Source organism: Microbacterium lacus (assembly GCF_044794305.1).
Classification (GTDB): domain Bacteria; phylum Actinomycetota; class Actinomycetes; order Actinomycetales; family Microbacteriaceae; genus Microbacterium; species Microbacterium lacus_B.
The window spans coordinates 432631-459147 of sequence record NZ_CP084996.1; the positions used below are offsets into that span (position 1 = coordinate 432631).

Consider the following 26517-nt stretch of genomic DNA (forward strand, 5'->3'; position numbering starts at 1 on the left):
GGATGCCTGAGACGCCCCCGCCTCCTCTCCTGAAGGTGTTGTGGATCGCTCGACTGGAGTACCGTTTCCACTCCTGGCGCGAGCGCAGGGCGAGGGCTCGCGGGTTGGAACCCGTCGCAACGCCGTTTCCGAGTTATGGCGGAGTGGATTGGGTGCGCGTCCTCGGTCGCGTCTTGATCGTTCCGCCTGGTAAACGCAGCCGCGACGGGCTCACCAGCGTGCGGGGTTGGCGCAGCTTCGCGGCGATTCCCGTCGGCTATTCGCAGGTAGCGATCTCGATCGGCGGAACGACGCACATCGTGGTAGCCAATCGCGGTGGCGTCATAGACACCGTGCTCCCGGCGACCCTCGAGCCCGGTTGGCAAACCTTCACCATGTCGGCCGAGGGTGGCGATGCAATCGAGGCGCGGGTGTTCGTCGTCGGCCCACAGGTTCGCTTCGGGGTCGTGTCCGACATCGACGACACCGTCATGGTGACAGCTATCCCCCGACCCTTCTTGGCGGCGTGGAACTCGTTCGTCGTCGACGAGCACGCACGCCAGCCCGTGCCCGGAATGGCTGTGCTCCTGGCGCGTCTCGCGCGGCTGAACTCCGGATCGCCGATCGTGTATCTCTCCACCGGCGCATGGAACGTCGCACCTACGCTCAAACGATTCCTTCGGCGACACCTTTTCCCTGAGGGGTCGATGTTGCTCACCGACTGGGGACCCACTCACGATCGCTGGTTCCGCAGCGGCCGTGCCCACAAGAGCGAGAACCTCCGCCGCTTGGCAGAGGAGTTCCCCGAGGTGCAGTGGCTGCTCATCGGCGACGACGGGCAACACGACGACGACATCTACTCATCGTTTACGAGCGATTACCCCGCAAACGTCGCGGGCGTCGCGATCCGCAAGCTGTCGCCTGCGGAGGCGGTGCTGGCGGGCGGACGCACCGCGGTGAACGACCACTCGGGCGCCGCAATTCCGTGGGTGACCGCCAGCGACGGCGCCGGGCTTCTCGATCGCCTCTCCGAAGTCGGGATCATCACGGACTGACGCCGCTGACGTCCGAGGCCCCGCGTAGGGTGTCGTTCATGTGCGGACGCTTCGTAGTTGCAAGTACCGGATCCGAGCTGGTCGGCGTGCTTCGGGTCGACCTCGAATCTGATGATCTGCCCGAACCGTCGTACAACGTCGCCCCCACCGATCGAGTGGCGATCGTGATCGATTCCACGAAAACCGAGCCTCCCACCCGGCGCCTCGAAGCCGCGCGATGGGGGCTCGTTCCGGGCTGGGCCAAAGACCCGAAGATCGGCGTGAAGGCGTTCAACGCGCGGTCCGAAGAACTCGAAGGCAAGCCGATGTTTCGGAATGCCCTTCAGAAGCGGCGCGCGGTGGTACCAGCGTCCGGTTATTACGAATGGAAGACAACCGAGTCCGGCAAGGTGCCGCATTACATTCATCCGACCGATGGCAGTCCCTTGCTGATGGCAGGACTGTACGAGTGGTGGAAGGACGCGGCGAAAGCGGAAGACGACCCAACGCGATGGATGCTGAGCTTCACCATCCTGACGCGTGATTCGATCGGTCACCTCGGGTCGATTCACGACCGGATGCCGCTCTTCGTCGACGCCGACCACGCCGACGCGTGGCTCGACCCATCCACCGACAACGTGGGTGACGTGCTGGATGCAGCAATCGATGCTGCGCCGAGCGTTGCCGAGACGCTTGAGGATCATACGGTTTCACGTGCCGTCGGCAATGTGCGAAACAACTCGCACGAGCTCATCGAGCCTTCCGCCGAGTGATCAGCCCGCGGGCGAGCATTCCGCACACGGCACGAGACCTCGACCCGCCGCTGCAAGGTCAAGCCGCAGCTTCGTGATGCGTATCGCCGCGTCGTCGAGCCGTGTGCCGCTGAGCGCACCAGACACCACTGCGGCGACGATCCCGTCGACGGTTCTCGGGGCGGTCTCAGCGTTCGAGAAGACTACGGTGAGCACCATGTCGTTCCCGGCTGCGATCGCGGCGACTGCCGTGGCAACCGGGTCCTGGTACTCGGGCAGACCCGATGCTTGGAGCATGCCGAGGTCGTCCGTGATCGAGATCCCCTCGAATCCCAATTCTTCCCGAGCGATGCGATGCCATTCGGCAGACATGGATGCGGGTGCGGCATCGATGGCGGGATAGTCGAGGTGGCCGTACATCAACAGCGGTGCACCCGCCTCGATTCCGGCGGTGAACGGAACTGCGTCCGCCGACATCCACTGCTCTTTCGACATCGGCGTGGAGGGAATCGTGCTGTGGGAGTCGCCGGGCGCAGCTCCATGCCCCGGGAAGTGCTTCAGGGTGGATGCCGCGGAATCTCCCTCCCCCAGGACCGCCGCGGAGACCCGCTCCGCGCTCGCTGGGGGTGACGTGCCCAGTGCCCGGCGGTAGATGAACATCCCCGAGTCTGCGGTGACATCGGCCACAATGCCGAAGTTCACCCCGATTCCGGCGCGCTGGATGAGGGCTGCGCGGCCGGCAAACGCGAGCTCCGATTCTGCTGCGGGCAGGTCTTTCAGGGCCAACGCCGACGGAAAGTCATCCCACGGGATCCGTGAGACATCTCCCCCCTCTTGATCGATCGCAAGGAGCGGCGGAAACACTGAGTCGACCGTCAAAGCATCGGTGATGCCGCGAAGCTCGCCCTCGGTCGCGGGGATGTTGGCGCCCATCAGAATGAAGCCGCCGATGCCGCTCGACTCCATGTAAGCGCGGAGCGCGGCGGGGTCGGTCGTAGGGAGGTGGCCCATCACGAGGCTGGCGGCCTTTTCGCGCGTAGACATTGCCGCCACTCGCGCTTCGGCCTCAGTGCGGAGCAGGTCAGGAGTCGCCGCTTCGACGGCGAGCGCGTCGCTGACTTCGCTTTCGCTCGTGGCCCCGGATGCCGGATGCCAGGCCATGCCGGTGGTCAACAGAATCGCTCCGCACCCAACGGCTGCCGTCACAAGTCCCCGACGCCTGGTCACTTGCCCAGCCTACGTCGCGTCGCGCGACTCGGACCCGCGAGGTCAGTGGCGAGCGACGATGGCCGCGGCATCCGTCCCGCGCGAAAGCACGCCGTAGTGCCACCCGCGATCTGCGCCGAGGCGCGCGGCAATGAAGGCTTCGGCATCGAGCGAGGGCGCATGACGCAACATGAGTGAGGCCTGCAGCGCCAGCGCGAGATCTTCCGCAAGGCGCCGCGCATCGCGTTGCGCATCGTCGACATCTTGCCCGGCCATCGATGCCAGGAGCAGCAGCGTGCGCTCTACGTGCGCGTCGAGCAGAACAGACGACCCGCGCGTGATGGCCAGGTCGTCTTCGAATGCGGTAGCCGACTCGGGGTCGCTTCCGAGCGCCCGAAGGACGTCGAGCGCGATCACATTGCCTGAGCCTTCCCAGATCGCCATCACGGGCTGCTCGCGGTACCGCCGTGCCAACGGGAACGATTCGGTGTACCCGTTGCCGCCGAGCACTTCCATCGCCTCATAGGCGTGGTGCGGTCCACGCTTGCACACCCAGTACTTCGACACGGGTGTTGCGATCCGGCGCAGGGCGACATCGCGGTCGGATGCGTCGGCTTCGAACATCTGCGCAAGGCGAAGGCCAGTCAGCATCGATGCTTCGGATTCGAGCGCGAGATCGGCGAGTACCGCGGTCATTGCGGGAAGATCGGCGAGCGATCGACCGAACGCTGAGCGCCGCCGGGCATGCCACACTGCCTCAGCGACGGCCTGCCGCATTCCCGCTGCGGACCCCAGCACACTGTCGAGCCGGGTGCGCTGAACCATCTCGATGATCGCCCGCACTCCCCTGCCCGGCTCGCCGACGAGGAAGCCGATCGTGCCATCGAACTCGACCTCGGCGGACGCGTTCGACCGGTTGCCGAGCTTGTCTTTGAGCCGCTGGATGCGCAGGACGTTGCGCATTCCGCGCGGGAGAAGTCGGGGGACTAAGAGGCACGACAAGCCCTCTTCGGTCGCGCCCCGACGCGTGTGCGCGAGCACGAGGAAGGCGTCAGACATCGGGGCGGAGCAGAACCACTTGTGACCGGTGAGTTGATATGAACGGCCGCCCATGTACTCGCCCACCGTGGTGCCTTTGCGGACGTCGCTGCCGCCCTGCTTTTCGGTCATGGCCATGCCGACGAGAGCGCTGGTCTTGTGTTCATTGGGGAGTAGTCGCGGTTCGTAGTCGCGTGAAAGCAGTCGAGGCATCCAGTCCTCGGCGATCGCCGGAGTGTCTTTGATGGATGCAACCGCCGCATGAGTCATCGACACCGGGCACGCATGCCCGGGTTCGACCTGTGCGAAGAGCATGAACATCGCTGCGCGGGCGACGGCAGCGCCCGCCTTGGGCTCTGACCAGGCCGAGGTGTGCGCTCCGCGGGCGATCGCTTCGGAGATTACGCGGTGGTAGGCAGGGTCGTACTCCACCTCGTCGAGGCGAAAACCCCACCTATCGTGCGGGTGCGCGCGCGGGGTGTGCACATTCGCGAGCTCGGCATCGCGTTGGAAAGACGTGGACCCCACCAGTCCTCCGGCTTCGGCGAGCCGTTCCGCGGCCCACTCTGCCCCGAGTGCGGCAACGGCGGAGGCGAGTGGGCCGTTCTCGGAGTACTCGTTGATGTCGGTGCGCCACTCGGGCTGGTTCTCGACGTAGTGGGTGGCGGCCCCGATCACGCGCTGTCCGCGTGAATAGGAGGTCACGTCGTCTCTGTCTCTGTCGAAAGGGCCAAGGCGAACTGCTCTTCAGCCGTCAGCGGCGCGTTTGTCACGATGTCATGGATGAACTCCAGCTTGCGTCTCACCGGTTCCACGAGGGTGAAGGGATAGAGGTCGCCGAAACCCATCGATCGATTGATGCGGTTGAAAGCCTGTGACATCCACTCCCAGTCCGTCAGCAGTCGCTGGATCGGCTGGTCCGCATACGACTCGCGTGGACGGACGTCCGTATCGCGGACGCTGGCGACCGAAGCATCCAAAACGATGCCGATCGCGGCTGCCGTCTGCAGGGTTCCCGTGATGTGGAGGTAGTGCGCGAAGGATTCAGCGAAGTCTTCCCACGGGTGCATCGTCGCGTACTCCGAGATGAAACTCGTACGCCAGTCGGGCGGCGCGCCCAGGGCGTAGTGCCGCTTCAACGCCTCCTTGTAACTTTCGCGCTCGTCTCCGAACAGTCGTCGACACTTCGCCCACCACTCGTCGTCAGTGAGAAGGACGTTCTGAAAGTAGTGGCCGACTTCGTGGCGCAGGTGGCCGAGTATCGTCCGGTACGGCTCGCCGAGGCGTACGCGCAGGGCTTCACGTCGATCGTCGAGGCTTTCTGCGAGGTCGATGCTGATGATGCCGTTCGCGTGGCCGATCATGATGGGCTTGCCCTCGGAGAGGCTCGAGAGCAAGTCGAAGCCGAGACCGCCCTTCTGCACATCCCATGGGACGATCGGCAGGCCTAGGTCGGCTAGCTGAAGGAGCAAGCGCCGTTTAGCTTCTTCTACACTGGCGAGTTTGTCCAGAGCCACGGTGTCGTTCGCGGGAGGGCTTTGGCGAGTGAGTCGACACGAGAAGCATCGACCGGCCGGTGCGTTGGCCCAGACCAGCCAATTGCACATCCACTCTCGGTTCGAGCAGGTGTACCAAGTCTGCTCATCGACGATCACGCGACCTCTACGCAGACCGAGAAACTGCCGTGTGGGGACGTGATAACCGAGTTCACCCTCGCAGTTCGGACACACCAAGGTATCCAGGTAGACGAAGTGTCGGCAATGGGGACAGCGGGGCTGGGAGCTCACTGGATCATTGTCTCGCGCTCGGACCTGGTCCGGCGTTCGCCGCGGACTCGAGCGCCGCGATGTCGATCTTGTACATCTGGAGCATCGCTTGGACGGCGCGATGGGATCGGTCGGGGTCGGGGTCGTTGATCAACTCGATGAGCCGGTCCGGAACGATCTGCCACGAGAGTCCCCAGCGATCCTTCACCCAGCCGCACGGCTGTTCTGTCCCGCCTTCTGACGTGAGTGCACCCCAGTACCGATCGACCTCGTCTTGGTCGGCGCAGCCGACGTAGAGCGATACCGCCTCGGTGAACCGTGCCTGAGGCCCAGCATCCATCGCGAGGTAGTCCCGCCCTGCGAGCTGGAACCTCGCATGCATGACCTTGCCGCCCATGCCAGGCACATGATCGGGATAGCGCGTGAGTTCACTGATGGCAGAGTCGGGGAAGAGCCCTGTGTAGAAGGTCAGCGCCGACTCGGCCGCATCGTCGAACCAGAGAAAGGGAGTGACACCGCGCATCGCGCAAGTCTCGCTGGTACCTGCTCGCAAACACAAGAGCGCCCCTCGCGAGACGCTCTCATTTTGTGGACCTGAGGGGATTCGAACCCCTGACCCCCTGCATGCCATGCAGGTGCGCTACCAGCTGCGCCACAGGCCCAAGGACGCCCGACAGAACTCGCCGGACAACTCCGTTAGCTTACTACATTCGGGCAGAGACCCCGAACCAGCCTCACTCCGCGGGTGCGCGCTCGGGAAGCTCGATCGGTACGATCGGGCAGTCTTTCCAGAGGCGCTCGAGGCCGTAGTACATGCGCTCTTCTTCGTGGAAAACGTGCGCCACCAAGTCGCCGAAGTCCAGCAGGACCCACCGCGATTCTTTGCGTCCCTCCCGACGGAGGCGCTTATGACCGGCTTCGAGAAGCTGATCCTCGATCTCGTCGGCGATTGCAGCGACGTTGCGCTCGCTCCGCCCCGTGACGATCAAGAAGATGTCGACGAGAGGCAAAGGCTCCGACACGTCGAGCGCGACGAGATCTTCGCCGCCCTTCGCGTCGGCGGCAGCAGATGCTACGCGCAGCATGTCGAGGGATTGCTGGGTGGCACTCATGAGAAGACTCCTGTGGAGATGGCGACGATGAGGACTCCGACAAGGGCCAGAGCCAGTGCGCCCGCGGTGATCGCGAGGGTCATCATCAGCCGACTGCCCTTTTCGGGCGCGGGTGGCCGGATGACATCTCCGGCGCTTTTGACGGTGCTGATTGCTGCGCTGGCAGCGATCGGCGTGGGTGAAGAATGTGCGGGCAACTCGCCGTCGATCAACACAGCATCGACATCTTTTCCATCGGCAGTGCCGGGCGCGTGGCCAGTGGAGCCGAGTCCTTCGGGGAGGTTGAGCGTTCCGGTGATCAAGATCTCGCCGGTGGCCGTGACCGGACCCACGATCGGCGCGTCACCGGTGTGCGAGAGGATCAACGCGTTGGTAGTTCCCACCGAGCCGGTGGATGACCGGGCAAGCAGTTGATCGAACGACGGGGGGAGATCGAGTCGCGAGGGCTCGCCAGCAATGACGCCGGCACCGAACAGCGGACTCACAACGGCGCGGTCTGCGTCGTCGTCCTCTTCGGATGCGGAGCTCTCGTCAGCGTCAGCGTCGGCGTCGGCGTCGTCATCATCGTCACCGCGAGAGTCGGATGCTTCATCCTCGTCGGCTTCGTCGCTCGCGGTCTCTGCGTCTGTCAGCAGCGCGACTTCCTCCGAGGCCACATCGTCATCGCCCACCTCGTCATGCTCGACCACAATCTCATCGAGCAGGTCTTCGGACTCATCGGTCTGCGGGCGCTCAAGCGGATCCTCGAGAGTGGGGGCGATCGCGGCGACTGCCGCTGTGTGCGCAGCTGCCATATCGGGAGTGATCACAGGAACCGAGGCCGTGCGAATGCGCTCCTGCTGGCGCGCTTGACGGCGCGTGAGCGGAGAGACCCCGAGGTCGACTGTCGCATCCGCAGCTGGTGGCGGGGAAACGACGACAGGTTCGGCGGCGCGCGCGAGAGGCGCGGGGGTCACCGGTGCGGCCGCCGTCTGGTCGACGGTGTCGGCGGTGATCACGGGCGTGAGTCCGGTGTTGCGGATCTCGCGCATCTGCTTGCGGGTGAGCTGGGATGCTTCCGGCTGCTCGGGTGTGCTCATTCCTTGCTCCGGTAGAGGTGATGCTTGGCAATGTATTGGACGACCCCGTCGGGAACGAGGTACCACACGGGATTTCCCTCGTGGACGCGACGACGACAGTCTGTCGACGAGATCGCCAGGGCGGGGATCTCGAGCTGACTCACGTCGTCAGTGGGCAGTCCATCCGTGCTGAGGACGTGGCCCGGGCGCGAGACCGCGACGAAGTGCGCGAGGTCCCACAGTTCATCATGGTCCCTCCAGCTGAGAATCTGCGCCACGGCGTCTGCGCCGGTGATGAAGAACAGCTCGGCATCGGGTCGTTGCGTCTTGAGATCACGCAATGTATCGATCGTGTAGGTCGGGCCTGTTCGATCGATGTCGACCCTGCTGACGGTGAAGCGCGGGTTCGCCGCGGTGGCGATGACAGTCATGAGGTAGCGGTGTTCGCCCTCCGTGACTCTCTCTTTCTGCCACGGCTCGCCGGTGGGTACGAAAACCACTTCATCGAGGTCGAACGACTGCGCGACTTCGCTTGCGGCGACGAGGTGACCGTGGTGGATGGGATCGAACGTCCCACCCATGACCCCGATTCGTGGGGCTCGTGTCACCGACATGCAGCAGCGGCCTAGTGGCCGTGCCCCGCCTGCTGTGTGTCGTTCGCGTGCGCCTTGGCGTATGCCTCGGCCTTGTGGGAGTGGCGGTTGGCGACGTTACGGTACGACACGGTCACGAGCGCGAGCGCGGCGAAAACGATGATCGCGACGATCCCGTACCCGACGGTTTCGAGCGCAACATTGCCGTGTTCGGACTCTTCGGCAGCGATTGCGAGAAGGGTGGCGATGGTCATTCGTGCTCCGTTCGGGTGTGCGCTCAGCGCGGACGTTCTCCAGTTTAGGCGGTCAGGCTCGCACTTGTCCTGAGCCGCGCGCGAGCCACTTCGTACTCGTGAGCTCGCCCAGCCCCATCGGCCCTCGCGCGTGAAGCTTCTGTGTCGAGATTCCCACCTCGGCACCGAAGCCGAATTCGCCGCCGTCGGTGAATCGGGTGGACGCGTTGGCCATCACGACGGCGGAGTCGACCTCGGCCAGAAAGCGTTCGGCGTTGGCTGCGTCTTCAGTGATGATCGACTCCGTGTGGTGAGTCGAGTAGCGGCGAATGTGAGCGAGCGCGTCGTCGAGATCGTCCACCACGCGCATCGAGACGTGCAGGCTCAGGTATTCGGTCGACCAGTCTTCTTCGGTCGCGGGGACGATGTCCTCGCTGAGGTGCCGTACCGCCTCGTCGCCGTGCACCGTCACGCCTTGTGCCTGCAGCGCTGCGACGACCGTCGGAATCAAACGAGAAGCGGCATCCTGATGCACCAGCACTGTCTCGACCGAATTGCAGACGCTCGGCCGCTGCACCTTCGCGTTGACGACGATGTCGGTCGCCCACTCGAGTGGTGCGGTCGCATCGAGCACGATGTGAACGACTCCGGCGCCGGTTTCGATAACGGGAACGGATGACTCGGTCACGACCGTTTCGATGAGCCCGGCACTCCCCCGCGGCACGAGCACATCGACGATGCCGCGTGCGCGCATGAGTTCACGGGCGCCCTCGCGACCGAACTCGTCGACGCTCTGAATGGCCTCGGGGTCGATGCCACATTGCGCGAGCGCGTCACGCATTGTGCGAATCAGAGCAGCGTTTGTGCGCTCGGCTGCGGATCCTCCGCGCAGCACCACGGTGTTTCCCGATCTCAGGGCGAGGGCTGTGATGTCGACCGTGACGTTGGGTCGAGCTTCATAGATCGAACCCACGACGCCGAAAGGGACACTGACTTTGGTGAGCGAGATGCCGTTCGACAGCACGCGTTCGTCAAGGATTCGCCCGACCGGGTCAGGAAGCTCAGCGACCTCGCGTACCGCGTCCGCAAGGGCCGCAACGCGCCCCTCGTCCAGGCGCAAGCGATCGAGCAGACCCTCGGCCAGGCCATTCTCGCGACCTCGGTAGAGATCTTCGGCGTTGGCGGCGACGATTTCGGGTGTCGCTCTCACGATGGCCGATGCAATGGCGCGGAGAGCCTCCGCTTTCTGCGCGTCGCTCAGGAGCCCCACCGAACGCGCGGCGGTCTTGGCGAAAAGCATCCGTTCATGCGCTGTCGTGGCCGTCGTGATCATCGGCTCAGTCTACCGGCGCGGGCTGTGCGACCTACGCGGAGCGAACAGAGGAGATCGGCCCTGTGACGGCCGTGGCGGGGTCCGGACTCGGCGCAAACCAGGTACCGAGATCGTCGCCGGTGAGCGCGCGGTCGACAAGGTCGGCACTGGTCACGAGGACGCCTATTCCGGATGCTGCTGCCAGCTTCGCCGCGGATACCTTCGTGGCAGCACCACCGGTGCCGACACTGTTCACGACGACGGATCCGAACTCGAACCCGTGCAGGTCGTCGTCGTAGGCGACGTGCCGGATCGGGCGCGCTCCCGGTTCGCCGGGCGGTCGGGTGTACAGGCACTCGATGTCGCTGAGGAGGATCAGTGCATCGGCGCCGATGAGCTGGGCCACGAGGGCTGCGAGTCGATCATTGTCGCCGAAGCGGATCTCGTGGGTCGCAACGGTGTCGTTCTCGTTGACGATCGGCAAGATGCGCAGGCCGAGAAGCCGCTCCATCGCCCGTCGCGCGTTCGAGCGGTGCGTCGGGTTCTCAAGGTCACCGGCGGTGAGCAGCACCTGTCCGGCGACGATCTCGAAGGGGCGCAGAGCGGCCTGGTACTGGTAGATCAGCACATTCTGGCCGACAGCTGCGGCCGCTTGCTGGGTCGCCAGGTCGCTGGGGCGTTCACCGAGCGCGAGGAACGGCATGCCCGTTGCGATTGCGCCGGACGAGACCAGCACGACCTCGGTGCCACGGCCGTGCGCAGCGGCCAGCGCTTCGACGATCGGACCGATCTTGCCGGCGTTCTCGCCGCTGATCGAGGAAGACCCGACTTTGACGACAACCCTGCGCGCCGACGCGATGTCGGCGCGCTCGTGGGCGGTCACTCGGCTACCTGCTCGGCGTCCCGCCCGCGCTCGGCGATGCGCTCGGCCTCGAGTTCTGCGCGGGCATCCGCCTTGGCATCCATTCGGTCTTTGTACCGCTCGCGGCGCTGGGATGTTGTGCGTCGGTTGTCTTCGATCAGACGCGGATCGGTGCCGCGAGGAGCGGTCATGAGCTCAGCCATCGAACTCAGCGCCGGTTGCCAGTCAAACACGACGCCATCCCCTTCGCCGATGACAACGGTCGACCCAGGCGACGCGCCGAGACGGAAGAGCTCGTCTTCGATGCCGAGCTTTTCGAGGCGATCGGCAAGGTAGCCCACAGCCTCCTCATTCTGGAAGTCGGTCTGCTGCATCCAGCGAACGGGCTTCTCGCCCAAGATTCGATAGATGTCACCGTAGGTGCCACCTTCGACGCGGATGATGAAGTCTTTGACTGCACCGCGCGGGCGGATGACGACCTTCTCCGGTACGGGGATCGCGGCCAGCGCAGCACGATGGGAAGCCACGAGATCACCGAGCGCGAAAGTCAACTGACGAAGGCCCTCGTGACTGACCGTGGAGATCTCGAAGACCCGGAACCCACGGGCTTCGAGCTCAGGTCGCACCAGATCGGCGAGTTCTTTGGCTTCGGGGACATCGATCTTGTTGAGCGCGACGAACTGCGGGCGCTCCAACAGCGGAATCTGACCGTCGGGCACTGGGTAGGCGGCCAACTCGGCGAGGATCACATCGAGGTCGGTGAGCGGGTCACGTCCCGGCTCTAGCGTGGCGCAGTCCAGCACGTGCACCAGCGCGGTGCAGCGTTCGACGTGGCGGAGGAACTCGAGTCCGAGACCCTTGCCCTCGCTCGCGCCCTCGATCAAGCCAGGTACATCCGCGACGGTATAGCGGTTCTCGCCCGCCTGAACGACGCCGAGGTTCGGGTGCAGAGTCGTGAACGGGTAGTCGGCGATCTTCGGACGCGCAGCTGAGATCGCAGCGACGAGGCTGGACTTCCCGGCGGACGGGAAACCCACCAGCGCGACATCGGCGACGGTCTTCAGCTCAAGCTGAACGTCACCCTGCCAGCCGGGGGTTCCGAGCAGTGCGAAGCCTGGAGCCTTTCGCTTCTGGCTGGACAGCGAAGCGTTGCCGAGGCCGCCGATTCCGCCGGGGGCCACGATGAAGCGGGTCCCCGGCTCGACCATGTCGATGAGCACCTCACCCGAGGTGTCTTTTACCACTGTGCCCACGGGTACGGGCAGCTCGAGGGAATCGCCAGCTGCTCCGTTGCGGTGGTCGCCCATGCCGAAACCGCCGTTGCCACCGCTGCGGTGGGGGGAATGGTGGTACGACAGAAGAGTCGTGACCTGAGGGTCGGCGACGAGCACCACGTCTCCGCCGTGCCCTCCGTTACCGCCATCGGGACCCGCGAGCGGCTTGAACTTTTCGCGCTTGACGGAAACGCAGCCGTTGCCACCCTTGCCAGCGCTCAAATGCAGCGTGACGCGATCGACGAATGTGACCATGCGCTTTCTCCTGCCTGTGTGCTGTCAGCGGGTGTGCTGCCAGGGTAAACGAAAGGGGCGAGCCGCAGCCCGCCCCTTTCGTCGAAGACTGTGTCTGACGAAGGAACTACTCCGCCGGAACGACGATGTTGACGACCTTGCGGCCGCCCTTCGCGCCGAACTCGACCGCGCCTGCCTCGAGGGCGAACAGCGTGTCGTCGCCACCGCGCCCGACGTTGGCGCCGGGGTGGAAGTGCGTGCCGCGCTGGCGGACGATGATCTCGCCGGCGAGAACCTTCTGACCACCGAAGCGCTTCACGCCGAGGCGCTGTGCGTTGGAGTCACGACCGTTACGGGTGGAGCTTGCGCCCTTTTTGTGTGCCATCTCTGCGTCTCTCCTGGACTTACTTGATGCCGGTGACCTTGACGCGCGTGAGGTCCTGACGGTGCCCCTGGCGCTTCTTGTAACCGGTCTTGTTCTTGAACTTCTGGATGACGATCTTCGGGCCACGCTCTTCGCCGAGGACCTCAGCGGTGACGGTGACCTTCGCGAGCTTGTCGGCGTCGGTCGTCACGGCGTCGCCGTCGACGAAAAGGACAGCGGGAAGCTCGAGCGTCTCGCCGACCTTGGCCTTCTGACGATCGAGAACGACGATCGTGCCGACCTCAACCTTCTCTTGCCGGCCGCCGGCTCGCACAACTGCGTAAACCACTTCACACCTTGTTTTCGTTTGGGAGCGCACGGCTCCGATTGTCTTTGTGAGACTGGGAAAAGTTGCGGTGCGGACTGCTGAGCTGTCGACACATGCGGTGAGGCATGCGAAACGGGACGCACCAAAGGACTACTTTACCGGATGCGGGCACCAGCCGCAAAAGCGACCCCGGCCGTGTCGCGGCATCCGTCTCTAGAATCGTCGTGTGGTGATCCTGATCGACGACGCGCGGTGGCCGGCCCATGACCGACTTTGGGCGCACCTGGTGAGTGATCGGTCGCTTCAAGAGCTCCACGACTTCGCAGCGTCGAATGGAATCCCGCGCCGCGGCTTCGACCGCGATCACTACGACGTGCCCGAAGAAGCCCATGCGCGATTGGTCGCCGCGGGCGCCGAGCACGTCGACGGCCACGAACTCGTCCGGAGGCTCATCGCTTCGGGACTTCGGATCACCGCCCGCGAGCGGCGCGGGCGGTAACCCTCTCAGTCTTCGGTCGGTGCGTGCGATACCGGCGTGCCCGTGAGTGCCGCAGTGGTCACCCGGCGGCGACCGCGGCCTTGACCGGGCGCCTTCGGCTCAGGAAGAGCCGAGAGCACCGAATCCAAGAGCAGGTCGGTTTCGGTCTTCGGAGCTTTGCTGGCGGTTTCTGAGCGCTTCTTGCGCGGCTTCTTGGGCCGTTCAACCGGCGCTTCTTCGACGACGACCATCGGAGCGGTGATCGGTGCCTCTTCTTCGTGATGGTGAATCGTGGATGCTGCGATCTGGGCGAGCGCGGACTTCGCACCCTCGGTGATCACGTGCGTACCGCCGGCGCCACCGTTGCCATTCGCCGCAGGAGTGCGCGGCCGTCGCCCCGGAGGCTGACCGTTGCCGATCGGCGGGCGATGCTTCACGACCGGGTCGTGGTGAACGATGACACCGCGTCCTGCGCAGACCTCACACGCTTCGCTGAAGGTCTCGAGCAAACCGAGGCCGAGCTTCTTGCGTGTCATCTGCACAAGTCCGAGCGAGGTGACTTCGGCAACCTGATGCTTTGTGCGGTCTCGGCTGAGGCATTCGACCAGACGACGCAGAACCAGGTCGCGGTTGGACTCGAGCACCATGTCGATGAAGTCCACGACGATGATGCCGCCGATGTCGCGCAGGCGCAGCTGCCGGACGATCTCTTCGGCGGCCTCGAGGTTGTTCTTGGTGACGGTCTCTTCGAGGTTGCCGCCGGTGCCGACGAACTTGCCGGTGTTGACGTCGACGACGGTCATCGCTTCAGTGCGGTCGATCACCAGCGAGCCGCCCGAGGGCAGCCAGACCTTGCGGTCCAGCGCCTTCTCGATCTGCTCGGTGACACGGAACGCGTCGAACGGATCGCGCTCGTCGTCGTAGACCTCGACACGGTCGAGAAGGTCGGGGGCAACGCCGGCGAGGTACGAGGTGATCGTGGCGTGCGCGTCCTCGCCCTGAATGAGCATCTTGGTGAAGTCTTCGTTGAAGACATCCCGCACGATCTTGACGAGCAGGTCGGGCTCGGAGTGCAGCAGCGCGGGGGCCTGAATCGACTCGAGCTGGCTCGAGATGTGCTCCCACTGGCTGGTGAGTCGCTGCACATCACGAGTGAGCTGGTCTTCGGTCGCACCTTCGGCGGCGGTGCGCACGATGACGCCCGACGACTCGGGAAGAACCTCTTTGAGGATCTTCTTGAGCCGCGCACGCTCGGTGTCGGGAAGCTTGCGTGAGATGCCGTTCATCGAACCGGCGGGAACGTAGACGAGATACCGGCCCGGAAGCGAGATCTGGCTCGTCAGGCGCGCGCCCTTGTGCCCGATCGGGTCTTTGGTGACCTGCACCAGCACGCGATCCCCCGACTTGAGTGCGAGCTCGATGCGGCGCGGCTGGTTGCCGGTCTCGACGGCATCCCAGTCCACCTCGCCGGAGTACAGCACCGCGTTGCGACCGCGACCGATGTCGACGAACGCAGCCTCCATGCTGGGCAAGACATTCTGAACGCGACCGAGATACACGTTGCCGATCAGCGACGCATCTTGATTGCGGGCGACGTAGTGCTCGACCAGCACGTGATCTTCGAGAACGGCGATCTGAATCCGACCGTTCTTCGAGCGGACGATCATCTCGCGATCGACGGCCTCACGGCGCGCAAGGAACTCGGCTTCTGTCACGACTGCGCGACGACGCCCGGCTTCACGACCGTCGCGGCGACGCTGCTTCTTGGCCTCGAGACGGGTAGAGCCCTTGATGCGCTGAGGCTCGGTGATGAGCTCGACGGCTCGCTGGCGCGGCTGAGTGGGACGTTCTGCTCGTTCGGTGCGTTCGGGACGTTCGGGTCGCTCTTGGGGGTCGGATGCTTCGTCCCGGCCGTCTCCGGTGCGCCGACGACCACGACGACGCGCGCTGGTGGACGGCTGATCGTCCTGTGCGGGCGCGGGTCGCTGCCCGGGACGAGCCGGGAGCGGCGCGATCTCGGGAGCGTAGAACATCAGTTGAGTCGAAACTGCCGAGACGAAAGTCTCAGGCAGGAGCCCGAGTGAGACGGCGTCGAGTTTCGGGGCGACTTCGACCACCTCTTCGGGAGTCGGCGCTGATGGCACCTCCTCCGGCTGAGCATCTGCGACCGCGGCGTCCTGGTCGGGGGCCTCTTCGGCAGGAGCTTCTTCTGCCGAAGCTGCTTGGGGGGCCTCAGCCACCGGAGTCTCTTCCGAGAAGGCGTCGTCGACGGGAGCCTCTGCAACGGGGGTGTCCTTGTCGGAATCCCCGTCTGCCTGAGCCTCTTCTGCGGCTACATCCTCGGCAGGAGTCGGCTCGGTAGGAGCCTCTTCCGCGTCCGCGGCCACTTCCGCTACTGCGCCGCCGTCGGACGGTGCGAGCTGCTCGGTCGAGGGATCAAAATCTGCGTGTGCTTCATCGGCCATCACTGGCTTACTCCTTGCGGGGCGACACCGCGCATCGCTCCGACGAAATCTCGTGCGGCTCCGCACCTGCGGTGCCGGGAACTCTATCGGTCTGCAACCGAGTCGAGACGGTGCTCGGCGCTCTGGGCCGGGCTCGTGTCTCAGATCATGCTGCGAAGGGCGTTCATCGCCCGAAGTCTTCTGTGATGCCTGTCACGGCGCGGCCGCAACTCATCGAAGTTCATTATCGCACTTTCGTCGCGGGAATGCTCGCAGGCCGCACCGCGGACATCCTTGCGGTGCGGTCGCGGCATCCATTCAGCCGCGCAATGCCACAATCGGTCTCATGTCACCGGACGTATCGAAGACCCGTCGGCCGACCGCCTTGGCGGTCTGGCTGGTGATCGCCGGCGTGGTCGGCTGGTGGGCGGCGTTCTCGCTGACCATGGAGCGGATCCACCTGCTGATGGATCCTGATGCCGTCGCGTCGTGTGACTTCAGCGTGCTGGTGCAGTGCACCGCGAACCTCGAGTCGTGGCAGGGACAGGTGTTCGGCTTCCCGAACCCGATCCTCGGTCTTGCCGGATGGGTCGCGCCGATCGTCGTGGGCATGGCGATACTTGCGGGCGCTCGCTTTGCGCGATGGTTCTGGTGGCTGTTCGAGGCCGGATTGACGCTCGCTTTCGCGTTCGTGATCTGGCTCATCATCCAGAGCATCTTCGTGCTCGGCACACTGTGCCCCTGGTGCATGGTGACGTGGATCGTCACGGTCCCCACCTACTACGCCGTGACTCTTCACGTTCTGCGAACCGGCATCCTCCCCGCTCCTGGCGCGGTGCGCCGTGCCGCGGGCACGCTGATGGGGTGGGTTCCGCTGCTGGCAGTGCTCAGCTATGCGATTGTCGCCGTCCTGGCGCAGGTGCGCCTGGACGTTCTCGGGTCGCTCTTCTGAACTTCTAGGTCAGAACCAGATCGAGAGCTCGCGCTGGGCCGACTCCACGCTGTCTGAGCCGTGCACGAGGTTCTGCTGGACCTTGAGGCCCCAGTCCCGTCCGAAGTCACCGCGGACGGTGCCGGGAGCTGCCGTAGTGGGGTCAGTGGTCCCGGCCAACGAACGGAATCCCTCGATCACACGGTCTCCCGCAAGGCGAATCGCCACGGACGGTCCCGACATCATGAAGTCCAGGAGCGGCTCGTAGAACGGCTTGCCCTCGTGCTCGGCATAGTGCTGCTCAAGCGTTGTCCGGTCGGGCTCGACCAGGCGGATGTCGACGAGCGAATAGCCCTTCGCCTCGATGCGGGCCAGGATCGCGCCGGTCATTCCGCGCGCGACGCCGTCGGGCTTGACGAGGACGAGAGTTTCTTCGGTGGCCATGTTCAGTCTCCGTTCGTGATGTCGGCCCCAGGTGCCAACTGCGCATTGCGTCGGTCGAGTGCGGCCCCCTTGATCGTTGCATACGCCCACATGCCGCCAAAAATGAGCGCAACAAGGCCGATGGCGGGAACCAGGATCGCACCGAGCAACACGACGAACTGAAGAACCCAGCCCAGGGCAATACCCCACCTGTGAGCCAAGAAGCGGCCGGTGAGCACCAGGAGCACGGCGAGAACGGTCCCCGCGACGATGCCCCACCAGGGTTCGACACCCGGTGGTACCTCCTTCAATCCGAAAATGGTCAATCCCGCGAGAAAGACGACGATCGCCTCGAACGCAAGCACGATCGAGCCAAGCGATTCGGCGGCACCCCGGCGACGAGGCACGCGCGGCGCGTCGCCCGTAGCAGCAGTCATTCCTGCCACCCTGATTTCCAGTCACCGTCGGCAGCGAGGGCGATCGCCTCGCCAGCCAGCACCACAGATCCCGCGACGACCACTGCGCGCTTCTCGCTCGAGGCCGCCCATGCGCGGGCGGCCGCAGTCGCCGATGCCACATCGTGGTGCACCGTGACCGCGAGGCCCGCCGCCTCGGCGATGTCGGCGACCGCATCAGCGTCGCTCGCTCGCGGCGACTCCGGGGCCGTGGCGAAGACATGCGCAGCGACGGGATGCAGCGCCGCAACGATACCGGCGGTGTCCTTGTCGTCGAGCACTCCCAACACGACACCCCACTCTTCGAACGCGAACGAGTCGCGCAAAGCCTGCGCCAACGCGCGTGCACCGTGCGGGTTGTGTGCGGCATCCACCAGCACGGTGGGATGCGTGCCCACGAGCTGCAGGCGTCCCGGAGCGGTGACAGCGCCCAGACCATCGGCGAGCACGTCGCCGACGATGGGTTGCGCTCCCCCGCCGATCAGTGATTCCACGGCCGCGATGGCCAGGGCCGCGTTGAAGGCCTGATGCTCGCCGTAGAGCGGCAGATACTCGTCGTTGTAGGACGCGGCGATTCCCCGTACCGAGATGAGCTGACCGCCGACCGCAAGGCGCTGCGCGGTGAGCGCGAAGCCCTCTCCCGCGAACATGATCGAGGCGCCTTGAGCGGACGCAGCAGCGCGCAGCACGGCTTCAGCGGCCGCATCCTGACTCGCAGAAACGACCGCCGCACCCGGCTTGATGATTCCGGACTTCACCGCAGCGATCTCGGCGATCGTCTCGCCGAGGCGGTCGACATGGTCGATGTCGATCGGCGTGAAGACGGCGACATCTCCGTCAGCGGTGTTCGTCGAATCCCACGCGCCACCCATGCCGACCTCGAGGACGAGCACGTCGATGGGCGCGTCGGCGAACGCGACGAACGCGAGCACCGTCAGAAGTTCGAAGAATGTCAGCGCCGCGTCGCCCTGCGCGTGGAGTTCTGCATCGACGATCGTCACGAACGGTGAGATCTCATCCCACGCGTCAGCCACCGCGGCATCGGAAATCGGCTCACCGTCGACGAGCATTCGCTCGGTGAATCGCTCCAGGTGCGGGCTGGTGAACAGTCCGGTGCGCAGTCCGTGAGCGCGGAGAAGGCTCTCGATCATTCGGCTGGTCGAGGTCTTGCCGTTCGTCCCGGTGACGTGCACGACGCGGTACGTGCGCTGGGGGTCATCGAGAAATTCCAACACGCGTCGCGTGCGTTCGACCCGCGGTTGCACCCACTTCTCCCCCTGCCGCTGCAGAAGCGCCTGATAGACGAGGTCTGCCCGCTTACGATCGTCCATCAGGATGCCTCGACCTTCGTGACGGCTACCGAGAAGCTGCCGGTGTTTGCGTATTGACCCGCCTTCTGGAACGACACGTGGTCGGGCATGTCTCCGAACGCGATCGGGTACCAGATCTCGGCCGGAGCGTCAGCCGGAAGGTGCACGTCCGCGCCCGCGACGAGCACCGAGTGCTCGAGAGCGAGTGTTTCCCCCGCGATGTCTGCGAGATCAAAAGCCGAGCGCACGGCATCCCCGTCTGCCGCGTCGGTGAAGAGCAGGTGCAGACGAATGCGGTCGCTCACATCGAACCCGGCCGCCTTGCGGGTGTCCTGAACCGCACGAATGACGTCACGCGCGAGTCCTTCGGCCTCGAGTTCGGGGGTGGTCGTGGTGTCGAGAAGGACGAATCCGCCGCCGCTGAGCAGTGCCAATGCTTCACCTTCGGGACGGCCCGTGGTCTCGAGGACGAGCTCGTACTCCCCTGGCTCGAGAGTCAGCCCGCCAGCCGTCACGACGCCATCGACCTCGCTCCACGACCCCGACTTCGCCGCCTGGATCGCTTGCTGTACCTGCTTGCCCAGGCGAGGTCCTGCGGCGCGCGCGTTGACCGCCAGCCGGTGCGAGATGCCGTAGTCGGCTGCCGTGGTCGCTTCGAGTTCGACGAGTTCGACGGCTTTGATGTTCAGTTCGTCTCGCAGGATGTCTTCGAACTGCGCAAGGGACGCGGCATCCGGAGCCACCACCGTCAGTCGCGACAGAGGCAACCGCACGCGCTTGCCTTCGCGCTTGCGCAGCGCGTTGGAGACGCTCGACACTTCGCGCACGGCATCCATCGCGGAACGGATGTCGGTCGCGGCAGGGAACGCATCAGCGTCGGGCCAGTCCTGAAGGTGGACGCTGCGCCCACCCGTGAGGCCCTGCCACACCCGCTCCGAGATCAGCGGGATCATCGGCGCGGCTACGCGGGTGAGCGTCTCGAGCACGGTGTAAAGCGTGTCGAAGGCCTCGGTCGTCGAGGGGTCACTGGGATCCACGTTCTGCCAGAACCGGTCGCGCGAGCGACGGATGTACCAGTTCGTCAGCGCTTCGACGAACTCACGCAGGCGTGCAGCGGCACCGGGTGAGTCCAAGACCTCCAGGTCTTCGGCGACCCCACGAACGAGGTCTCCGGTAAGCGCGAGGATGTAGCGATCGAGCACATCCGTCGAGTCCGTGCGCCAGCGCGCCTCGTAGCCAGAATCCGCTGAGCCACCCGCGGCGTTGGCGTACGTCGCGAAGAAGTACCACGAGTTCCACAGCGGCAAAAGGAACTCGCGCACGCCGGCGCGCAGACCCTCGCCCGTGACGACGAAGTTCCCGCCGCGCAGGATCGGCGAAGCCATGAGGTACCAGCGGGTCGCGTCCGAGCCATCCGAATCGAACGTTTCGTTCACATCGGGGTAGTTCTGGCGCGATTTCGAGGCCTTGAAGCCGTCATTGCCGAGGATGATGCCGTGGCAGGCCACACCTTTGAACGCGGGCCGGTCGAACAGTGCGGTGGACAGCACATGCATGACGTAGAACCAGCCGCGCGTCTGGCCGATGTACTCGACGATGAAGTCCGCGGGCGAGTGCTCGTCGAACCACTGCTGGTTCTCGAACGGATAATGAACCTGTGCGTACGGCATCGATCCAGAGTCGAACCACACATCGAAGACGTCCTCGATGCGGCGCATCGTGGACTGGCCGGTGGGATCGTCGGGGTTCGGTCGGGTGAGCTCGTCGATGAATGGACGGTGCAGGTCGACCACACCTTCGGCGTCGACGGGCAGTCGCCCGAAGTCGCGCTGGAGCTCTTTGAGGCTGCCGTACACGTCGACGCGCGGGTACTCGGGGTTGTCGCTCTTCCAGACCGGGATCGGCGAACCCCAGTAGCGGTTGCGACTGATCGACCAGTCGCGCGCACCCTCGAGCCACTTGCCGAACTGCCCGTGCTTGACGTTCTCGGGCACCCAGGTGATCTGTTCGTTGTTCTCGAGCATCCTGTCCTTGATGTCTGTGACGCGGACGAACCAGCTCGAGACGGCGCGATAGATCAACGGGTTGCGGCAACGCCAGCAGTGCGGATACGAGTGGTCGTAGCTCGCGAGCCGCAGAAGGCGGCCCTGCTGGCGCAGGAGGCGGATCAGCGGGGTGTTCGAGTCCATCCACAGTTCGCCAGCCACGTCGGCTACCTGCGGCAGGAAGCGTCCACCTTCATCCAGAGACATGATGAGCGGGATGCCGGCGGCCTCGGTGATCCGTTGGTCATCCTCACCGTAGGCCGGGGCCTGGTGAACGATGCCGGTTCCGTCGCTCGTCGTGACGTAGTCGTCGACCAGGATCCGCCAGGCGTTCTCAGTGCCCCAGGTAGCAGCATCCGCGTAGTAATCGAAAAGTCGGTCGTAGGTGACGTCGGCCAGATCTGCACCCAGGATGCTCTGTTCGATCGCAGCCTGAGCCGCCTCGGCGCTCTCGTACCCGAGATCCTTGGCGTAGCCAGCGAGCAGGTCTTCGGCGATGAGGTAGCGGTGGGCGGTCGCCTCGACCGGGTCATCGCTGTGCCCATCGGGGGCATGGTGGACGTCCGCGGCACCGGCGAGACCGCCGGGGACGACGACATAACGGATGCTGGGGCCTACCGCCAACGCGAGGTTCGTCGGGAGGGTCCAGGGTGTCGTCGTCCAGGCCAGCGCGCGCACGCCGGTTAGGCCGAGTGATTCGGCCTTCAGCCCTGTCAGCGGGAACGTCACGGTTACCGAGGGATCCTGACGCATCTGGTACACGTCGTCGTCCATGCGCAGCTCATGCGCAGAGAGCGGTGTTTCGTCGCGCCAGCAGTAGGGCAGCACGCGGTGACCCTCGTAGGCGAGCCCCTTTTCATGCAGCGTCTTGAAAGCCCACAGCACCGACTCCATATAGCCGGTGTCGAGCGTCTTATAGCCGTTCTCGAAGTCGACCCATCGTGCCTGACGAGTGACGTAGTCCTCCCACTCGCGGGTGTAGGTGAGCACCGACTCGCGAGCCTTCGCGTTGAAGACATCGATGCCCATTGCCTCGATCTGGCTCTTCTCGGTGATACCGAGCTGCTTCATGGCCTCGAGCTCGGCGGGGAGCCCGTGGGTGTCCCAGCCGAACACCCGATCGACCTTCTTGCCGCGCATGGTCTGGAAGCGCGGGAAGAGATCCTTCGCGAACCCGGTAAGCAGGTGGCCGTAGTGCGGGAGACCATTGGCGAAGGGCGGTCCGTCGTAGAAGACCCATTCCTCGGCGCCCTCGCGGTTCTCGATCGACGCCTGGAAGGTGTCATCCGCGCGCCAGTAATCGAGTACTTCATGCTCGATTACAGGAAAGCGCGGGCTCGGCACGACTGGGCCGACGGCCGCAGGGCCGAAGGAGGATGAACGGGGATAGGTCATGTCAACTCGCAGACTCGTCTCGAACGCTTCTGCGAGGACGACCTTTCAGATCGCGGTACCACCCCGCTTGATGCCCAGATCTGTGACCCGAGCATCCACTTTCACTGCGGCTGTGACGGGCCTGACCCGCTCGGTTCTACTGAGGGCCGAGACCCTGTTCTTCCGAGTGCTCCCCGGTGATGCCGGATCGATGCGTCTGAGTTCCATTCTACGGCCCGCGCGCAACCCCGCGCGCGTCGGGCAGGTCCGAGGCGCGTGCCAGACTGACTCGTTGTGAGAGCAGCTTCGCCGAAGGGTCCGCTTCCGCCCCGGGTCTCACCGCCCGACCTCCCTGAAGCGCTTTCCCCAGTTCCCGGGCTTCGGCGAGATGACGACGTGCTGCAGGCGCGATTCGAGGGTCTGTCCGGTGACGTGGATGCGGCGCACGCCCACCTTTCCGAATGCATCATCGTGGACGCCACGGTGGGTGGTCTCGACCTCACTGGCGCTGTACTCACCGATGTCGGCATCACGGCACTGCGGGCGACCGAGGTGAAAGCGCGCAATTCCCGGTGGCGCGACATTCTCGTATCGGGAGGCCGGATCGGCACCCTCGACCTCACGGGGGCTGATCTCACGGGTGTAGAACTTCGCGGTATCCGCATCGACTATCTCGCGCTCGGGTCAGCGAAGGTCTCGGATCTGCTGATGGCCGAATGCACGATTGGTTCGCTCGATGTGCCACTCGCGACGCTGTCGCGCGTGCGCTTCGAGAGCACGCGCGTCGATGAAGTCGACTCGCGAGGCGTTCGCGCAGAGCACGTCGATCTGCGAGGCCTCGAGGCGCTCGCCTTCACGGATCTCTCGTCGCTTCGTGGTGTGACGCTCTCTGCTCGGCAGGTCGAGCTACTCGCGACGTCATTCGCCGCGGCACTCGGGATCGACGTCCGCGACTGACCTGGTGGCTCGATACCTCCGCGCGAACCTTGGATCAGCGGGTAGAATTCAGCCACATCCCACACTCAGGCACGCTCACACAGTGCCGCACATATCGCACAAGGAGACCTCCATGGCCGATGCGCAGATTCCGGACAAGCCCGCCCTCGAAGGTCTCGAAACGAAGTGGGATGCCGCGTGGGCGGAACAGGGAACGTACCTGTTCGATCGCCTTCGTGCTGCTGAGGTCGGGCGCGCTGGCGTGTACTCGGTAGACACTCCCCCGCCCACGGCATCGGGAAGCCTGCACATCGGGCACGTGTTCAGCTACACCCACACTGACGTCAAGGTGCGCTTCGAGCGCATGCGCGGCAAGACGGTGTTCTACCCGATGGGTTGGGATGACAACGGCCTGCCGACCGAGCGTCGCGTGCAGAACTACTACGGTGTGCGCTGCGACCCGTCGTTGCCGTACGACGCCGACTTCACTCCCCCGTTCGAGGGCGGCGACAACAAGTCCAGTAAGGCTGCCGACCAGATTCCGATCAGCCGACGCAACTTCATCGAGCTCTGCGAATCGCTGACTCTCGAGGACGAGAAGCACTTCGAATCACTCTTCCGCCAGTTGGGCCTCAGCGTCGACTGGACCCAGACTTACCGCACCATCTCCGACGACACGATTCGCACGAGCCAACTCGCCTTCCTGCGCAATCTCGAGCGCGGCGAGGCGTACCAGGCCCTTGCCCCGACGCTGTGGGACATCGACTTCCGGTCGGCCATTGCCCAGGCTGAGCTCGAAGACCGCGATCAGCCTGCTGCCTATCACCGGGTCGCCTTCCACAAGACGGACGGGACGGGCGACGTGCACATCGAGACCACGCGCCCCGAACTGCTCGCGGCCTGCGTGGCTCTCGTCGCGCACCCGGACGACGAGCGCTATCAGCCGCTCTTCGGGACGAACGTGCGCACGCCGCTGTTCGACGTCGAGGTTCCCGTGCTCGCGCACCCGCTCGCCCAAAAAGACAAGGGCTCGGGCATCGCGATGATCTGCACGTTCGGCGATGTGACCGACATCATCTGGTGGCGCGAGCTCGACCTGCCCAACCGCACGATTCTCGGCAAGGACGGTCGGGTGCTGGCGGACGCCCCGGATGTGATCGTGACAGATGCGGCGAAGGCGGCGTACGCCGAAATCTCGGGCAAGACCGTCTTCAGCGCAAAGAAGGCGGTCGTCGACCTCTTGCGCGAGTCTGGTGAGCTCGACGGCGAGCCTAAGCCGTTCACGCACGCCGTGAAGTTCTTCGAGAAGGGCGACCGCCCGCTAGAGATCGTCTCGACGCGCCAGTGGTACGTGCGCAATGGCGCACGAGACGCTGACCTCCGAGAGAGACTGCTAGCACTTGGCAAGAGCATGGCCTGGCACCCCGACTTCATGCGCGTGCGCTATGAAAACTGGGTCGGCGGCCTCACCGGCGACTGGCTGGTCTCGCGCCAGCGGTTCTTCGGCGTGCCGATTCCCGTCTGGTACGGCCTCGATGAGAACGGCGACCGCGACTTCGATGTCGTGATCACCCCCGACCTCGCATCGCTGCCGATCGACCCGACGACCGATGTGCCGCCGGGCTATACGGCCGAACAGCGCGGATTGCCGGGCGGGTTTGAAGGTGAGAAGGACATCTTCGACACGTGGGCGACCTCCTCGCTCACCCCCCAGCTCGCCGGCGGGTGGCAACGCGACGAAGAACTCTGGAATCTCGTGGCGCCCTTCGACCTGCGCCCGCAGGGCCAAGACATCATTCGTACGTGGCTCTTCTCGACGATGCTCCGCAGCGCGCTCGAGGACGACCGTTCGCCATGGACGGATGCCGCGATCTCGGGCTTCATCGTCGACCCCGACCGCAAGAAGATGTCGAAGTCAAAGGGAAATGTGGTCACGCCCGCCGACATCCTCGATCAGCACGGCACCGACGCAGTGCGGTACTGGTCTGCTTCCAGCAGGCTCGGTGCGGATGCCGCGTTCGACCCGCAGAACCCGACCCAGGTGAAGATCGGCCGGCGCCTCGCGATCAAGGTGCTCAACGCCGCGAAGTTCGTGCTGTCGTTCCCTGTGCCCGAGGGCGCCGAGATCACTCACGCTCTCGATGCCTCCATGCTCGTGACTCTCGATGGGGTCGTACGCGACGCGACCACGGCGTTCGAGGCGTACGACCACGCGCGCGCGCTCGAGCTCACCGAGTCGTTCTTCTGGACGTTCTGTGATGACTATCTCGAGCTGGTGAAGGAGCGCGCCTACGACCAGAGCGATGTGGGCCAGGCATCCGCCGCCCTCGCCCTGCGCACCGCGCTGTCGACGTTGCTGCGCCTGCTCGCGCCCGTGCTCTCGTTCGCTTCGGAAGAGTCGTGGTCATGGTTCAACGAGAGTTCGGTGCACACGACCTCGTGGCCGGAACCCCTCGGCATCGTCGGCGACTCGGGCGTGCTGAAAGCCGCCAGCGCCGCGCTCATCGGCATCCGTCGCGCGAAGACCGAAGCGAAGGCCTCGCAGAAGACGGCAGTGACGTCAATGACGATCCGCGCCAGCGATGCGGTGGTTGATCAGCTTCGCCTCGCGGAGGGCGACTTGCGTGCGGTCGGGCGCATCGAAAGCCTCGACTTCGCTGGCGGCTGGAACGATCTCGCCATCGACAATGTGGTCCTCGCCCCCGCAGAGGAGTCCTGATGCAGCTCGGAACCCGATGGACCTCTGGCGACGAACCGCCGAAGAGCGTCCCCGATTCGATCCGCGGGGCCATTCAGGATGTCGACACCGCGATGCCCGCAGACGCTCTGGGTCAGCCGCGCCCGCGCTGGACTTTGACGTGGCTCGAGGGAAAGCCGATCGCTGATCTCGACACGGGGGTCATCGTCTCCCTCGATGACGACGGCAACGCTGTCGTCGGCCACGACTCGGACGACGACTTCGCCTGACGCGTGCGG

At 65.0% G+C, this 26517-nt stretch carries 25 protein-coding genes, 1 tRNA gene and 1 pseudogene; 7 read left to right on the top strand and 20 right to left on the bottom strand.

Annotation, left to right across the window (positions count from 1 at the left end; translation table 11 throughout):
- The first annotated feature begins 2 nt into the window (after positions 1-2).
- Together LG299_RS02110 and LG299_RS02115 are read left to right on the top strand one after the other, a co-directional pair.
- A complete protein-coding gene (locus LG299_RS02110; protein ID WP_404433073.1) occupies positions 3-1034 on the top strand; it encodes an App1 family protein in 1032 nt (343 codons plus the stop codon).
- Between the two features lie 38 nt (positions 1035-1072).
- Positions 1073-1786 carry an SOS response-associated peptidase gene (locus LG299_RS02115; protein ID WP_404433075.1) on the top strand — a complete coding sequence of 238 codons (714 nt, stop codon included), beginning with the start codon at positions 1073-1075 and terminating at the stop codon, positions 1784-1786.
- Here the strand turns inward: LG299_RS02115 and LG299_RS02120 are convergent, their stop codons facing one another.
- From LG299_RS02120 to rplU, 15 genes and pseudogenes are all read right to left on the bottom strand, one after another.
- Positions 1787-2992, bottom strand: coding sequence for a glycoside hydrolase family 3 N-terminal domain-containing protein (locus LG299_RS02120; protein WP_404433077.1), 1206 nt, complete (start codon positions 2990-2992; stop codon positions 1787-1789).
- A gap of 42 nt (positions 2993-3034) precedes the next feature.
- Positions 3035-4714 carry an acyl-CoA dehydrogenase family protein gene (locus LG299_RS02125; protein WP_404433079.1) on the bottom strand — a complete coding sequence of 560 codons (1680 nt, stop codon included), beginning with the start codon at positions 4712-4714 and terminating at the stop codon, positions 3035-3037.
- On the bottom strand, positions 4711-5481 hold the full coding sequence (locus tag LG299_RS02130; protein ID WP_404434767.1) for a putative zinc-binding metallopeptidase: 771 nt from the start codon (positions 5479-5481) through the stop codon (positions 4711-4713). Before LG299_RS02130 ends, LG299_RS02125 begins: the two co-directional genes overlap by 4 nt.
- Before the next feature lie 114 nt (positions 5482-5595).
- A pseudogene (locus LG299_RS02135) lies at positions 5596-5796 on the bottom strand (zinc-ribbon domain-containing protein); the annotation flags it as partial.
- 4 nt (positions 5797-5800) lie between these two features.
- Positions 5801-6298 (bottom strand): VOC family protein, encoded by a 498-nt coding sequence (locus LG299_RS02140; protein ID WP_404433081.1) that lies wholly within the window; start codon positions 6296-6298, stop codon positions 5801-5803.
- 66 nt (positions 6299-6364) lie between these two features.
- Positions 6365-6437: transfer RNA gene (locus LG299_RS02145), tRNA-Ala, on the bottom strand.
- A 72-nt stretch (positions 6438-6509) separates the two neighbouring features.
- Positions 6510-6887 (bottom strand): ribosome silencing factor, encoded by a 378-nt coding sequence (rsfS, locus tag LG299_RS02150; RefSeq protein ID WP_404433083.1) that lies wholly within the window; start codon positions 6885-6887, stop codon positions 6510-6512.
- Positions 6884-7966: a hypothetical protein gene (locus LG299_RS02155; RefSeq protein ID WP_404433085.1), complete on the bottom strand. Its 1083-nt coding sequence runs from the start codon at positions 7964-7966 to the stop codon at positions 6884-6886. Before LG299_RS02155 ends, rsfS begins: the two co-directional genes overlap by 4 nt.
- Entirely contained in the window at positions 7963-8559 is a 597-nt protein-coding gene (gene nadD, locus LG299_RS02160) for a nicotinate-nucleotide adenylyltransferase (protein WP_404433087.1), read from the bottom strand. Before nadD ends, LG299_RS02155 begins: the two co-directional genes overlap by 4 nt.
- A gap of 11 nt (positions 8560-8570) precedes the next feature.
- The gene (locus LG299_RS02165) at positions 8571-8792 is read right to left on the bottom strand and encodes a hypothetical protein (protein WP_404433089.1); all 222 of its coding nucleotides are present in this window, start codon (positions 8790-8792) and stop codon (positions 8571-8573) included.
- A 52-nt stretch (positions 8793-8844) separates the two neighbouring features.
- Complete coding sequence (locus LG299_RS02170; RefSeq protein ID WP_404433091.1) at positions 8845-10104, bottom strand: glutamate-5-semialdehyde dehydrogenase; 1260 nt, start codon at positions 10102-10104, stop codon at positions 8845-8847.
- A 31-nt stretch (positions 10105-10135) separates the two neighbouring features.
- Complete coding sequence (proB, locus tag LG299_RS02175) at positions 10136-10966, bottom strand: glutamate 5-kinase (protein ID WP_404433093.1); 831 nt, start codon at positions 10964-10966, stop codon at positions 10136-10138.
- On the bottom strand, positions 10963-12474 hold the full coding sequence (gene obgE / locus LG299_RS02180; RefSeq protein WP_404433095.1) for a GTPase ObgE: 1512 nt from the start codon (positions 12472-12474) through the stop codon (positions 10963-10965). Before obgE ends, proB begins: the two co-directional genes overlap by 4 nt.
- Positions 12475-12580: 106 nt before the next feature.
- Entirely contained in the window at positions 12581-12838 is a 258-nt protein-coding gene (rpmA, locus tag LG299_RS02185; protein ID WP_091490368.1) for a 50S ribosomal protein L27, read from the bottom strand.
- Positions 12839-12857: 19 nt separating this feature from the next.
- A complete protein-coding gene (gene rplU / locus LG299_RS02190; RefSeq protein WP_150891668.1) occupies positions 12858-13166 on the bottom strand; it encodes a 50S ribosomal protein L21 in 309 nt (102 codons plus the stop codon).
- A gap of 205 nt (positions 13167-13371) precedes the next feature.
- Between rplU and LG299_RS02195 the strand changes: the two genes are divergently transcribed.
- Positions 13372-13644: a DUF4031 domain-containing protein gene (locus tag LG299_RS02195; RefSeq protein ID WP_404433098.1), complete on the top strand. Its 273-nt coding sequence runs from the start codon at positions 13372-13374 to the stop codon at positions 13642-13644.
- A gap of 5 nt (positions 13645-13649) precedes the next feature.
- Here the strand turns inward: LG299_RS02195 and LG299_RS02200 are convergent, their stop codons facing one another.
- The gene (locus LG299_RS02200) at positions 13650-16088 is read right to left on the bottom strand and encodes an Rne/Rng family ribonuclease (RefSeq protein ID WP_404433100.1); all 2439 of its coding nucleotides are present in this window, start codon (positions 16086-16088) and stop codon (positions 13650-13652) included.
- Between the two features lie 325 nt (positions 16089-16413).
- Here LG299_RS02200 and LG299_RS02205 point away from each other — a divergent pair, with 325 nt between their 5' ends.
- Positions 16414-17019 (top strand): vitamin K epoxide reductase family protein, encoded by a 606-nt coding sequence (locus LG299_RS02205; protein ID WP_404433102.1) that lies wholly within the window; start codon positions 16414-16416, stop codon positions 17017-17019.
- A gap of 9 nt (positions 17020-17028) precedes the next feature.
- Here the strand turns inward: LG299_RS02205 and ndk are convergent, their stop codons facing one another.
- Genes ndk through ileS form a run of 4 tightly spaced genes read right to left on the bottom strand, consistent with a single transcriptional unit; the run spans position 17029 to position 22626 of the window.
- The gene (gene ndk, locus LG299_RS02210; RefSeq protein WP_404433104.1) at positions 17029-17442 is read right to left on the bottom strand and encodes a nucleoside-diphosphate kinase; all 414 of its coding nucleotides are present in this window, start codon (positions 17440-17442) and stop codon (positions 17029-17031) included.
- Positions 17443-17444: 2 nt separating this feature from the next.
- Positions 17445-17858 carry a DUF4233 domain-containing protein gene (locus LG299_RS02215; RefSeq protein WP_404433106.1) on the bottom strand — a complete coding sequence of 138 codons (414 nt, stop codon included), beginning with the start codon at positions 17856-17858 and terminating at the stop codon, positions 17445-17447.
- Positions 17855-19207: a bifunctional folylpolyglutamate synthase/dihydrofolate synthase gene (locus tag LG299_RS02220; protein WP_404433108.1), complete on the bottom strand. Its 1353-nt coding sequence runs from the start codon at positions 19205-19207 to the stop codon at positions 17855-17857. Before LG299_RS02220 ends, LG299_RS02215 begins: the two co-directional genes overlap by 4 nt.
- Complete coding sequence (ileS, locus tag LG299_RS02225; RefSeq protein ID WP_404433110.1) at positions 19207-22626, bottom strand: isoleucine--tRNA ligase; 3420 nt, start codon at positions 22624-22626, stop codon at positions 19207-19209. Before ileS ends, LG299_RS02220 begins: the two co-directional genes overlap by 1 nt.
- Before the next feature lie 375 nt (positions 22627-23001).
- On the opposite strand from ileS, the gene LG299_RS02230 reads away from it, so the two are divergent.
- From LG299_RS02230 to LG299_RS02240, 3 genes are all read left to right on the top strand, one after another.
- Entirely contained in the window at positions 23002-23562 is a 561-nt protein-coding gene (locus tag LG299_RS02230; protein WP_404433112.1) for a pentapeptide repeat-containing protein, read from the top strand.
- 112 nt (positions 23563-23674) lie between these two features.
- Positions 23675-26260, top strand: a complete 2586-nt coding sequence (gene valS / locus LG299_RS02235; protein WP_404433114.1) for a valine--tRNA ligase — start codon at positions 23675-23677, stop codon at positions 26258-26260.
- Positions 26260-26508 (top strand): hypothetical protein, encoded by a 249-nt coding sequence (locus LG299_RS02240; protein ID WP_404433116.1) that lies wholly within the window; start codon positions 26260-26262, stop codon positions 26506-26508. The genes valS and LG299_RS02240 overlap by 1 nt, the downstream gene beginning before the upstream one ends.
- Positions 26509-26517 lie beyond the last annotated feature (9 nt).